Below are 13605 nucleotides of genomic sequence, written 5' to 3'. Positions count from 1 at the left end.
AAATAGTTAAAACATACTTGCTCTAAACACAAAACCATTTTCTTTTATACCATTGTAGCTCGCATTTACATATTCTACACGTAAAAAACGCCATTTACCAAAACCTAAATTTGCCAAACCAATAGCGTATTCTGTATACGGACTCTTATCTGCCATAAACAGCGCTTTTCCACCAGCAACTAAGTGAAAGTTCAATTTGTTTAATAACGGAATTTTACCCAAAATAGCACCTCTAAAATTGTGCTCTACATGTATTTCTGCATACTTATCATTTGAATAAAACTTGTAATATTCTAATAAATTAAAACTACTTAAAGACCTATCTATTGGAAACAATAATTGGTTTCCATTTGCTTGTAAATTATCCATAAAAGCAATGTTTTTTTTCTCTAAAAAAGCACCCGCCCTAAACGAATAAGCAAATTTACCATAATTGCCAACATTTACATCTTGCCTAAGATTTGCTATAAAAAGATCTGAATTTAATTCAGAATTACTCGCACCAAATCTTTTTGTATAATTAAGACTTAAAGTTGGGTATTTGTCATTGCCTTCGTTCGATTTACTATCTGGGTAAGAAGCATATTTTTGTCCGAATACAAAAGTAGCACCAACATTTAAGGTTGCAATATGGTGTTCTGCAAAAGCGGCGTTTGTAAAATCTGTAGGATCTAAAGGATTGTTAGACGTGAAGCCATTCGTACTTTGTTTTGCAAAAGAATAATTAGTGGTATTAAAAAGTGGTGTTCTTTTTGCGTATTCTAACGAAGACGTAAAGTAGATTCCATTTTTAATCTCCTCTGAATAACGAATTTTAGCAAACGTTTTTTCATAAATCTTAAGGTAATTCGATCTATAGAATAAAGAAGAAATAGTGTTATTCAATTTAAAAACAGGATCTCTACCATTAAATTGTCTTGTTGTAATTCCTCCAGAAATATTTAATCTTGGTCTCGAAAAGTTGTTCCATTTTTTAGAGAAAGAGAACGTTGGTCTAAATGTTTTGTCTGAAAAACCATAATTTACATTTACGCTAGCATTCCACCATTTTCCAGCTTCATTTATTTCTTCAAAATAACTAAAACCCGCAGCAGTATATGCCCCTTGAACTGTATTAAAGCCTGTTCTTAACAAAGGACCATTATAAGAAAACGATTTGTTTTTATAAGAATTTCTATACGTATATCCCATTACTGGATCTAGCCAACCAAACTTATTTCCTTTTGCATCTATAGAATCTAAATATTTTTTAGATTTTTTAAGAACCTTAATACTATCCTTAATTTTATAATCTGTAACCTCTTCTTTTGTAAGTGGAACGGGTCTTAATTTATTCCAAAAAACAGTATCTTTTTTTGTCGCATCTTTTTCAAAGGACAAAATCTCATTTGTAAAAGTTTTTTCTGTAAAAGTTGGCTTAAAATTATAATCTGAATATGCGTAAGAAAATTTTCCACTTGGTTTAAAACCAAAAATAGAAATATCAAAATCTATAGTTTGACTAATTAAAACCCAACCTTCTATTTCTTCGGAATAATTATACCCTTGTTTTAATTTTAGAGAATTTACAATTGGTATATTTACTTGCGCTCCTGTCGCAGTAACATCTGTACCGTATAAAGCCCAATCATTTTCTACAATATAGATAAAACCCTCAAAAACACGATCGTTTTTACGCTTAGGTATTATTTTTATTTTGTTAATGAGCTTTCCGTTTTTATCATAAAAAGTTCCAACTAATTTATATTTGTAATAACTAAATGCGTTTGTAGAAATTGGAGAAACTAAACCGTTAAAAACTTCTAAACTATTTTCATACAAATCTAAATTAGAATCTTCTGCTCTATTAAAACTAACACCGTTATCTTGACCAGAAACCTTAGAGGCCACTATCTTTTCTTTGAATTTTTTTGGTTTTTTCTGAAATGATATATTCGAAAAAGTCTCTGATAAATAAATAATTCCACTTCTTGTAGAGTCTAAACCTCCACCAAGATCGCCTGTAGTTTGTCCGAAAAACTTCTCTGGTGCATCTTTAATTCTCGTCAATCCTCTTGAATAAAACTTCGCTGTATAGTTTGCATATTTGTCTGTATTCTTATCTTTATTTGCAATTACATTTCTAATAATTCTATTTGCAGGATTGTCTTTTGTTGAAATAACAATCTCTTTCAACGTTACATTTTCTTCTTCTAAGGCAACATTTAATTCAAAAGGAAAAGAAGTAACATTTACCTCTTTTTTTAATGTAGTAAAGCCTATAAATTGAAAAATTATAGTATATTTTCCTGGTTTTTTTAGGTTTAAAACATAATCTCCATTATCGTTTGTAGTAGTTCCGGTTACCGTATTATTTAAATAAACACTTACAAAAGAAAGTGGCTCTCCTTTAACATCTGTAACGTTTCCTTTTATTTGCGCATTTATAGAAAATGCAATAAATAAAAAGATAAAAGTAATTTTTTTCATAGAATAGGTTTGTTAGTTGACACAAACATAAAGTTTATGCTACAAGAAAATCATTAATATTTGTTAAACAACTTATAATGCTTTCTTAATTTCAAAGACGTTCTTAAAGGCTTAAAAGTTGCCTGCTCGTAAAAGTCTGACTAAAATATTAATATTACATCAAAATAAATCCATAAAAAAAGGATCTTATAAAAGAACATCAGTCTATAGATTTAGAAGGGAAGTTCAATTTACAAAAGATTCCTTTTCATCGTTTTCTCTTCCGTTGAAAACCATATATTTGTGGGTTCAAACAAACAACAGATTTATGAGTGATTCTAGAAAAAGACATGAAGCTTTACTATATCATGCAAAACCGAAACCAGGTAAAATTGAAGTTGTACCAACTAAAAAATATGCAACGCAACATGACCTAGCACTGGCATATTCTCCAGGAGTAGCAGAACCTTGTTTAGAAATAGCAAAAGATAAAAACAACGTTTATAAATATACTGCTAAAGGTAATTTAGTTGCTGTAATTTCTAACGGAACTGCCGTTTTAGGTTTGGGAGATATTGGTCCTGAGGCTTCAAAGCCAGTAATGGAAGGAAAAGGTTTATTATTTAAAATTTTTGCAGATATAGATGTTTTTGATATCGAAGTAGACGCTACAGATGTAGAACTTTTTATACAAACAGTAAAAGCGATTGCACCAACTTTTGGTGGAATAAATTTAGAAGACATTAAAGCGCCTGAAGCTTTTGAAATTGAAAGACGTTTAAAAGAAGAATTAGACATTCCTGTAATGCATGATGACCAACATGGAACTGCAATTATTTCTGCTGCAGCTTTAAAAAATGCCATCGATATTACAGAAAAAGATATTAGTAAAGTAAAAATTGTAGTAAACGGAGCTGGTGCTGCGGCAATTTCTTGTACACGCCTATACTTAAAACTAGGTGTAAAAAGAGAAAATGTTGTTATGTGCGACAGTAAAGGTGTTATTAGAAATGATAGAGATAACCTTACTTCTCAAAAAGCAGAATTTGCAACAGATAGAGATTTACACACCTTAGACGAAGCAATGCACAATGCCGATATTTTTATTGGTTTATCGAAAGGAAATGTAGTTTCTCCAGAAATGCTTTTATCGATGTCTAAAGACCCAATCGTATTTGCAATGGCAAATCCTGTGGCTGAAATAGAATACGATTTAGCAGTAGCCACAAGAAAAGATATTATTATGGCTACAGGTAGATCAGACCATCCTAACCAAGTAAATAATGTACTTGGGTTTCCGTTTATTTTTAGAGGTGCTTTAGATGTTAGAGCCACTAAAATTAATGAAGAAATGAAAATGGCTGCTGTACATGCTTTGGCTGATTTAGCAAAGAAATCGGTGCCAGAACAGGTAAATATTGTGTATGACGAAGTAAATTTAGCATACGGAAGAGAATATATTATTCCTAAACCATTTGATCCAAGGTTAATTTATGAAATTCCGCCAGCAATTGCAAAGGCTGCAATGGATTCTGGTGTTGCTTTAGAGCCAATTCTAGATTGGGATAAATATAGAGAAGAATTAATGGAGCGCTCTGGTACTGGTAGTAAAGAAATTAGACTTTTACACAACAGAGCAAAAAGTAATCCAAAACGTGTTGTTTTTGCTGAAGCAGATCATTTAGATGTTTTAAAAGCTGCACAAAGAGTACATGAAGAAAAATTAGGAAAAGTAATTTTATTAGGTAGAAAAGAAGTAATTCTAGAACTAAAAGAAGAAATTGGCTTTACAGACGATGTAACTATTATAGACCCTAAGACAGATGAAGAAGACGAGAGAAGAAGTCGTTTTGGCGAAGCGTATTGGAAAACTCGTCAAAGAAAAGGACGTACTTTTTCTGAAGCAAAAAAATTGATGCGAGAGCGTAATTATTTTGCAGCGATGATGGTAAATGAAGGAGAAGCAGATGCACTAATTACCGGTTACTCTAGACCTTATCCGTCTGTTGTTAAACCAATGTTAGAACTAATTGAAAGAGATAAAGACGTCTCAAAAATTGCAGCTTGTAATTTAATGCTTACAAAACAAGGCCCATTATTTTTAGCGGATACTACTATTAATGAAAACCCAACGGCTAAAGAATTGGCCAAAATCGCACAAATTACAGGTAAGTTTGTAACAATGTTTGGTATGAAACCAAATATTGCCATGTTGTCTTTCTCTAATTTTGGTTCTTCGAATTCAGAAACCTCTAAAAAAATTAGAGAAGCCGTTTCTTACATTCATCGTCATTTTCCAGACACGGTAATCGATGGAGAAATACAAGCAGATTTTGCTTTAAATCCAGAATTGTTAGCAAAAGAATTTCCTTTTTCTAAATTAAACGGCAAAAAAGTAAATGTTTTGATTTTTCCTAACTTAGAATCTGCAAACATTACCTATAAATTATTAAAGCAAGTTGAAGGAGTAGAATCAATTGGTCCTGTAATTTTAGGCTTTAATAAACCTGTACATATTATACAATTAGGTGCAAGTGTAGATGAAATGGTAAACATGGCTGCTTTGGCGGTTGTAGACGCTCAACAAAAAGAAAAAAGAAACAACAAATAAAAAGTATTACTTTAGAAGCCTGAAAAGATTTTTATGATTACACAAGTTAGAGGAAGATTAGTTGAGAAAAATCCAACAGAGGTTGTTGTAGATTGCAATGGTGTTGGGTATTTACTTCATATTTCCTTAAATACGTTTTCTGCATTACCTGCAGATGAGAACGTAATTTTGTATACGCATCTTTCTATACGGGAAGATGCGCATACACTTTTTGGGTTTATAAATAAAACAGAAAGAGCCATTTTTAAGTTCTTAATTTCTGTTTCTGGTGTTGGGCCAAGTATTGCAAGAACCATGTTGTCTTCTATGACTTCGGAAGAAATTCAGCAGGCAATTGCATCTGAAAATGTTGCATTGATACAATCTGTAAAAGGAATTGGTGTAAAAACAGCACAAAGGGTTATTGTAGACTTAAAAGATAAGATCTTAAAGACTTTTGATATTGATGAAGTTTCTATGAGCACAAGCAATACAAACAAAGATGAAGCGTTATCTGCTTTAGAAGTTTTAGGTTTTCAAAGAAAACAATCAGAAAAATTGGTTTCTATTATTGTAAAAGAACATGCAGATGCTTCTGTAGAAAAAATAATAAAATTAGCCTTAAAAAGTTTATAATCAATTGAGTACATTTTATAAAAGTACGTTTTTATTTATAGCAATTACTTTCGTAGTAAGCTTGTCTACTTACGCTCAAAAGAACACAAAGAAAGATTCTGTATCCGCCGCAATAGATTCTCTAAATCTACGCTACGATTTTAAAAGTACACAAAAGGGAGGCCTCTATTTAGATGATCTAGCAGAGAAAGAAATTATTTTTGACAAGGTCTTAAACAAATATGTTATTGTTGAAAAAATCGGGAATTACTACACAAGAACTCCTATTTATTTATCTCCAAGAGAATATCAACAATACCGTTTAAAAAGAGATATGTTGCAATACTTTAAAGATAAAGTAAGCGCAACAAACAGTAAGAAAAAAGGTTCAAAGGATGCCCAAAAAGACTTATTGCCAACTTATTATGTAAATAATAAGTTTTTTGAAACCATTTTTGGAGGAACCGAAGTAAAAGTAACACCTACAGGAAATTTAAACCTAAAGCTTGGTTTTATTTATCAAAACACAGACAATCCGCAAATTTCCGAAGAAAATAGAAGTAGTCTTACTTTTGATTTTGATCAACAGATAAATGCAAGTATTCGTGCAAAAGTTGGGGAACGCTTAGAGTTTACTGCAAATTATGATACACAAGCTTCTTTCGATTTTCAAAATTTAGTGAAAATTGGTTTCACACCAACTGAAGATGATATTATACAGGGTTTGGAAGCAGGTAATGTTTCTATGCCTATTAAAAACTCTTTAATTAACGGAGCACAAAGTTTGTTTGGTGTAAAGACAGATTTAAAATTTGGAAACACAAATGTTACCGCTGTTTTCTCTCAACAAAATTCTGAAAGTAAAACGGTTATTGCAGAAGGTGGTGCCTCTATACAATCTTTTGAATTAAGAACTACAGATTATGATAATGACAGGCACTTTTTCTTATCGCAATATTTTATAGACAATTATGCCAATTCGCTAAAGAATTATCCATTAATAAATAGCCCTATAAATATTACCAGAGTAGAAGTTTGGATTACCAATAGAAACGCAAGTACAGAAGACTTTAGAAGCATTGTTGCCTTTGCAGATATTGGTGAATCTGAAGTAGCTGTTTTGGTTGATGAAAATGGTGTGGTTTTAAACCCAGCAATTACACAAGCAAAAGTTTCTGGGAATAACTTACCTTTTAATGGTGCTAACAGAATTGGTACCGAAATTATTCCTGCTGGTGGCATTAGAGACATTTCTAATGTAGACAGTTCTTTACTACCATATAATATGCAAAACGGAACGAATTATTCCGTTCTTCAAAATGCTAGAAAATTAGAGCAAAATGAATATCGCTTAAATCCGCAATTGGGTTTTATCTCTTTAAATAGAAGGTTAAATGATGGTGAAGTTTTAGCAGTTGCGTATGAATATACCGTTGCAGGTAACGTAAACGGAAGTACAAAAAATTCTTTTAAAGTTGGTGAGTTTTCAAATGACGGAATTCAAGCACCAAATAATTTAGCGGTAAAATTATTACGTTCAGAAATTTTACAAACCAAAAGACCCGATGGAAACGGTGGTGAAGAATCTTTTCCTACATGGCGTTTAATGATGAAAAACGTGTATGCTTTAGGTGCTTTTCCGTTAACGCAAGATGGTTTTCGTTTCGAAATTCAATATAGAGATGACCAAACAGGAATACCATCTAACGTTTTACAAAACGCGCAAACTGCTGGTATTTCCAACATCCCATTACTACAGGTTTTAAAATTAGATCAATTAGACCAAAGTCAATCTAGAGAACCAGATGGTTTTTTCGATTACGTAGAAGGAATTACTGTAAACTCTGAAAACGGATTTGTATTTTTCCCGGAACCAGAACCTTTTGGAAAAGATTTAGAAGATGCGTTAACAAATTCTGCAGATGCTAAATTCTTATTTAAAGAACTATATTTAAATACAAAAATCAACATTAAAAACAACTTTCAGAATAAAGATAAATACTTTTTAAAAGGGTATTTTAAGTCAGAAAATTCTGGTGGAATTCCTATTGGAGCCTTTAACGTACCTAGAGGTTCTGTAAAAGTTTCTGCTGGCGGAAGGCAATTGGTAGAAGGTGTAGATTATGTAGTCGATTATCAATTAGGAAGAGTTCAAATTATAGATCCTGGGCTGCAAGCATCTGGAGTACCTATTAGTGTTTCAACAGAAAATAATGCTGTTTTTAATCAACAAAGAAAAACCTTTTTTGGTATTGATGTTGAGCATAAATTTTCTGAAGATTTTATTGTTGGTGCAACCTATTTAAATATTGAAGAAAGACCTTTAACGCCAAAAGTTAATTTTGGTGCAGAACCTATTGATAATACCATGTTAGGTTTCAATTTTAATTATTCTACCGAAGTACCATATTTTACAAAATTAGCAAATAAATTGCCTTTTGTAGATACAGATGCACCGTCTAATTTATCTGTAAGAGGAGACATGGCGTATTTAATTCCAGGAACGCCAAGTGGAATTGACGTTGCCGGAGCTGCTACTTCTTATATAGATGATTTTGAAGCGTCTCAAGTACCAATTAGCCTATTATCTTCTTTTGATTGGTATGAAGCGAGTACACCAAAATATTTCCCTAATTTTAATGGAGAAAGAGATGATTTATCTTACAATTACAAAAGAGGAAAATTAGCGTGGTATAGTGTAGATCAGATATTTTATGGTGTTGGAGATACACCTGCAAGTGTAGACGCAAATGAACTTTCTAGAGCAGAAACAAGGCAAATTAACTACAGAGAGTTGTTTCCTAATGTGCAGTTAGACATTACGCAAAACTCTTTGGTTAGAACATTAGATTTGGCTTATTTTCCGCAAGAAAGAGGTTCATATAACTATGATCCATCTGCAACAATACAAGGGCAAAAAGTAACATTACCAAACCCGGAAACAAGATGGGGTGGAATTATGCGTCCATTAACAACCAATAATTTTGACCAGGCAAATGTAGAATACATGCAGTTTTGGATCATGGATCCATATCAAAATTACTCTTTAGATGAAGATGAAGGTGTACCAGCAGGAGTTAATCCAAATAACCCTGCAAATCAAGTAGGAGATTTATATATTAACTTGGGTAATATTTCTGAAGACATTTTAAAAGACAACCGTAAAATGTACGAAAACGGTTTACCTGAAGATGGTTTAAAGGTAGATGGTAGCAATGTAAATAGAACTACTTGGGGAGATATTCCTAGAAACCCATCTATAATATATGCATTTAACGAAAATGATACTGATCGATTAAATCAAGATATTGGTTTTGATGGTTTAAACGATACTGAAGAAAAAAACCTTGCTGGTATTGGGCAATTTGCAGCACTAAATGATCCTGCTGGAGATAACTTTCAGTTTTTTAGAGGCTCTAACTTAGATGCTATCAATGCATCTTTAATAACAAGATATAAAAACTTTAACAATACCCAAGGAAACTCGCCAACCTTAAATCAATCTACAGAAGCGTATCCTACTTCTTCTACAACTTACCCAGATACAGAAGACATTAACAGAGACCAAACCATGAATACTGTAGAAAGTTATTATGAGTATAAAGTCTCTATGAACAAGGCAAGCTTAAGGAAAGGTGTTGGTTATATTGTTGACGAAAAAACGACCACAGTAACTTTAGAAAACGGAAATACACAACAAACAAAATGGTATCAATTTAGAGTTCCTGTAAGAAGTGGAACTCCTGTAAATGGTATTTCAGATTTTAATAGCATTCGCTTTATGAGAATGTTTTTAACTAATTTTAAAATTCCAGTTGTTATTCGTTTTGGTGAATTAGACTTAGTTCGTGGAGATTGGAGACGTTATGTAAGAACATTAGATCCTGCAACAAACCCAGACAGAGAATTAACGCAAGATGAATTAAATGATTTTGAAGTTGGTGTTGTAAGTATAGAACAAAATGAAGGAAGCTACATTCAACCTCCAGGAATTGAAAGAGAACGTTTGCAAGGAAGCACTACGGTACAATTACAAAATGAACAATCTGTAACGCTAAAAGTAAAGAGATTAAAACCAGATGAAGTAAGAGCAATCTACAAAAACATAAGTATCGATTTAAGACGTTTTAAGCAATTAAAAATGTTTATGCACTTGCAAGAAGTGCAAGGAGAATCTTTTGTAAATAATGGTGACATGTCTGCTGTTATTAGATTAGGAACCGATTTAAATGAAAACTTTTATCAACTTGAAATTCCGCTTACAGTTACAAAAAATGGAACATCTGCATTAGATATTTGGCCAGAAGCTAACAATTTAGATGCATTCTTAGAAACCTTTGGTAAAATAAAATTAGAAAGAAATAGTGCTAACTTTCCTGTTAATGATATTTTTCAATCTCAAGAACAAGATGCAAATTTACCTTATAAAATTAGCGTAAAAGGAAACCCAACTTTAGCACAATTAAGAACCATTATGTTAGGTCTTAAAAACACGTCTTTAACCGCAAAAAGTGCAGAAATTTGGTTTAATGAATTACGTTCTGCTGGTTTCGATAATAAAGGTGGTTGGGCAGCAGTTGTAAATGCAGATGCAAATTTTGCTGATGTTGCCAATGTTTCTTTAGCAGGAAGTATGTCTACAATTGGCTTTGGTAATGTACAAGATAGAGTAAACCAACGTAGTTTAGACGAAACGAAACAGTATGATGTTGCTACTACGATTAACTTAGGTAAAGTATTAACACCGAAAAGTTGGGGAATTCAATTGCCAATGAGTTATAGCATTGGTGAGAAGTTTATCGACCCGAAATTCGACCCTCAATACCAAGATGTTACCTTAGAAGATGCTTTAGAGCAAAACCCCAATAGTGAGTTTTCTAGAGATTATACAAAAAGAACAAGTATCAGTTTTATTAATGTAAAGAAGAATAGAAACCCTAATTCAACAAAAAAACCAAAATTTTATGATGTTGAAAATGTATCTGTATCTTACGCACATAACAAAGAATTCCACAGAGATTATAACATTCAGAAATATATAAATGAGAGTGTAACTGCAGGTGCCACGTATACTTATAACTTTCAAGGTAAATCGATAGAACCTTTTAAAAACATAAGCTTTTTAGAGAGCAAATATTTAAAGCTGATTAAAGACTTTAATTTTAACCCAATTCCGTCTACAATAGCTGTAAATTCAAGAATCAATAGAAATTTCACAGCGCAACAATCTAGAAATTTGGTAGTAGGTTTGTCTGAGCAGCCAGAATTAAAACAACGTAGATTTTTATTTGATTGGGACTATACCGTTGGTTTCGATTTGACAAAATCACTTCAGTTTAACTTTAATGCAACCAATAGTTACATTTATGATACGTTTGGTGCTAATGATGATATTCAAATCTATGATGAATTTTTTAATACAGGAAGAGCGAATCATTATCATCAAAAACTAAACGGAACCTATCAACTACCAATAAATAAAATTCCTTTTTTAAGCTGGGTAAAAGCAGATTATGCTTACACGGCAGATTTCGATTGGCAAGCAGCTGCACAAAGTAGTATAGATGTTGCTGGGGCCGAAGTTGCCTATGTAGATTTGGTTGGTAATGTAATTCAGAATGCAAACACCCACAATGTAAATACCACATTTACTTTTGAGAAATTCTATAAAGATTTAGGTTTCGAGAAGCTTTTAATGACTAAAACTCAAAGAAAGAACAAAAAAGGACTTCCCGGAAATAGTTTACCTGCGACTCCTGGAAGAATCAATAAAAAGAAAAACCTTTCTTTAGGAAAACAAATTTTAAAAGGTGTTTATGACGTTGTAACATCTGTAAAACAAGGTAAAATAAGTTACTCTGAAAATAACGGGCAATTTTTACCAGGTTATACAGAAGATGTTGGCTTTTTAGGTGGTGCACCAACTTCATTTGCTTTTGGTAGTCAAGTAGACATTAGAAATAAAGCATTGCAAAATGGTTGGTTAGTTGGCCCGAGAGATCCTAATAATAGCGAATATTACAATAAAACATATAGCAGAACACAGTATAATAAAATAGATTACACTTTTACAGTAAAACCTTTTAAAGATTTAAATATCGATGTTCGAGGGAATAAAATTAAAACAAGAGACTTATCGCAACAATTAGATGTAGTAGAAAACGGTTCTTCTACAGGAGCATTAGATTATAGTGCACCAGCATTTGAAACAGGAAACTTTAGTACAAGTCACTCTATGATTGCTACCGCTTTTAAAGATGGAGATGTCTTATTTCAAAAGATGAGAGCTTATAGAACTACAATAGCAAATAGGTTGGCTACAGAAAATAGCGCACCAGTTGCTGGTTATGGTAAAAATAGTCAACAAGTATTGTTACCCGCATTTATGGCTGCGTATTCTGGTTCTAACCCAGATAAAGTAAATACAGGTTTATTTAAAAACATACCAATTCCTAACTGGACTTTACGTTACACGGGGTTAATGAAACTAGATTTCTTTAAAAAGAACTTTAGCAATTTTGTTGTTTCTCATGGTTACAAATCTTCATATACAGTATCCAATTTTACAAACAATTTACAATATGATGGTGCAAATGCATTTTCAGCTACAAATTCTGCAGGAAATTATGAGCCAGAATTGTTAGTTTCTGCTGTTACTTTGGTTGATGAATTTTCTCCTTTAATAAAATTAGATATGAAAATGAGAAATTCTTTTTCTTTAAGAGGAGAAATTAAAAGAGATAGAACACTAACAATGAATTTTAACAACAGTACGTTAACAGACATTAAAGGAACAGAATATATTTTTGGAATGGGTTACGTTTTTAAAGATGTAAAAATGAATACCCGTTTTACAGGAAAGAAAACTACCTTAAAAGGAGACGTTAATTTAAGAGCAGATGTATCTTTAAGAGATAATTTAACACAAATTAGAGCTGTCGATGAAGATAATAATCAAATTAGTGGCGGACAAAGATTATTTTCTATTAAATTTACAGCAGATTATAGATTAAGTAGTAATTTAACAGCATCGTTTTATTACAATCATCAAACATCTAAATATGCTATTTCTACCACTTTCCCGCGACAAGCAATAAATGGTGGATTTAATATTATTTATAACCTAGGAGGAAATTAAACAATTAACAACTATAAAAATTTATTAAAAATGAACATTCCATCAAACTTAAAATACACAAAAGACCACGAGTGGCTTAAGATAGAAGGCAACATTGCAACTGTAGGTATTACAGATTTTGCACAAGGAGAATTAGGAGACATCGTTTATGTGGATGTAGATACTTTAGACGATACTGTAGAAGAAGGAGACGTTTTTGGTTCTGTTGAAGCTGTAAAAACGGTTTCAGATTTATTTATGCCTTTAAAAGGAGAAGTTATCGAATTTAACGAAGCATTAGAAGAGGAACCAGAATTGGTAAACTCAGACCCTTATAATAAAGGTTGGATGATTAAGATTGATATTTCTGACAGCTCACAAATAGATGATTTATTAGATGCTGAAGCATATCAAAACCTTATTCAAGGGTAAAATAATACTAATTGCAATAGGTATAACTATTTGTATTTTGTTCTTAAGCCTTATGAAGCTGCCTAAATATGACGTTTCAATTAGCCATTTAGATAAGTGGCAACATTGTTTTGCATATTTTACATTATCACTTTCTTGGCTATTTGCACTTTACAAAAAAAGTAAGAAATACTTAATTGTAGTCTGTTGCATTCTATTTGGCATAGTTATTGAATTTTTACAAAATACAATAACAAATTATAGAACAGGAGATTACTTTGATGTTGTTGCAAACTCTGTTGGTGTTTTATCAGGATTATTAGCTTTTAACCTTCTTTCTAAAAAAAAACCGGTTAAATAAAAAAAAACTTGTAATTAACACAATAATTTAGTTAAATTAGCGAACTATAAAAACTCTTATTCC

6 protein-coding genes are annotated in these 13605 nt (G+C 31.9%); 5 read left to right on the top strand and 1 reads right to left on the bottom strand.

Annotated elements, in window-relative coordinates:
• Nucleotides 1–6 precede the first annotated feature (6 nt).
• Entirely contained in the window at nucleotides 7–2469 is a 2463-nt protein-coding gene (locus tag CW731_RS11565) for a DUF5686 family protein (protein WP_100946878.1), read from the bottom strand.
• A gap of 307 nt (nucleotides 2470–2776) precedes the next feature.
• Between CW731_RS11565 and CW731_RS11560 the strand changes: the two genes are divergently transcribed.
• From CW731_RS11560 to CW731_RS11540, 5 genes are read left to right on the top strand one after another with little or no spacing between them, the layout of a single operon-like run.
• Nucleotides 2777–5059 (top strand): NADP-dependent malic enzyme, encoded by a 2283-nt coding sequence (locus CW731_RS11560; protein WP_100946877.1) that lies wholly within the window; start codon nucleotides 2777–2779, stop codon nucleotides 5057–5059.
• Between the two features lie 33 nt (nucleotides 5060–5092).
• Nucleotides 5093–5674 carry a Holliday junction branch migration protein RuvA gene (gene ruvA / locus CW731_RS11555; RefSeq protein WP_100946876.1) on the top strand — a complete coding sequence of 194 codons (582 nt, stop codon included), beginning with the start codon at nucleotides 5093–5095 and terminating at the stop codon, nucleotides 5672–5674.
• Between the two features lie 4 nt (nucleotides 5675–5678).
• Nucleotides 5679–12791 (top strand): cell surface protein SprA, encoded by a 7113-nt coding sequence (gene sprA / locus CW731_RS11550; protein WP_100946875.1) that lies wholly within the window; start codon nucleotides 5679–5681, stop codon nucleotides 12789–12791.
• A gap of 30 nt (nucleotides 12792–12821) precedes the next feature.
• Nucleotides 12822–13202 (top strand): glycine cleavage system protein GcvH, encoded by a 381-nt coding sequence (gene gcvH, locus CW731_RS11545; RefSeq protein ID WP_100946874.1) that lies wholly within the window; start codon nucleotides 12822–12824, stop codon nucleotides 13200–13202.
• A 52-nt stretch (nucleotides 13203–13254) separates the two neighbouring features.
• Nucleotides 13255–13542 carry a VanZ family protein gene (locus CW731_RS11540; RefSeq protein WP_232734666.1) on the top strand — a complete coding sequence of 96 codons (288 nt, stop codon included), beginning with the start codon at nucleotides 13255–13257 and terminating at the stop codon, nucleotides 13540–13542.
• Nucleotides 13543–13605: the final 63 nt, after the last annotated feature.

Origin of the sequence: Polaribacter sp. ALD11, assembly GCF_002831685.1 — a bacterium.
Classification (GTDB): Bacteria; Bacteroidota; Bacteroidia; order Flavobacteriales; family Flavobacteriaceae; genus Polaribacter.
This window is presented reverse-complemented; position numbering and strand designations above follow the sequence as displayed.

Excerpts from the sequence above, each read along its gene's own strand:
- CW731_RS11540 (WP_232734666.1), top strand. The coding sequence starts at position 13,255 with ATGAAGCTGCCTAAATATGACGTTTCAATTAGCCATTTAGATAAGTGG.
- CW731_RS11565 (WP_100946878.1), bottom strand. The coding sequence starts at position 2,469 with ATGAAAAAAATTACTTTTATCTTTTTATTTATTGCATTTTCTATAAAT.
- gcvH (WP_100946874.1), top strand. The coding sequence starts at position 12,822 with ATGAACATTCCATCAAACTTAAAATACACAAAAGACCACGAGTGGCTT.
- CW731_RS11560 (WP_100946877.1), top strand. The coding sequence starts at position 2,777 with ATGAGTGATTCTAGAAAAAGACATGAAGCTTTACTATATCATGCAAAA.
- ruvA (WP_100946876.1), top strand. The coding sequence starts at position 5,093 with ATGATTACACAAGTTAGAGGAAGATTAGTTGAGAAAAATCCAACAGAG.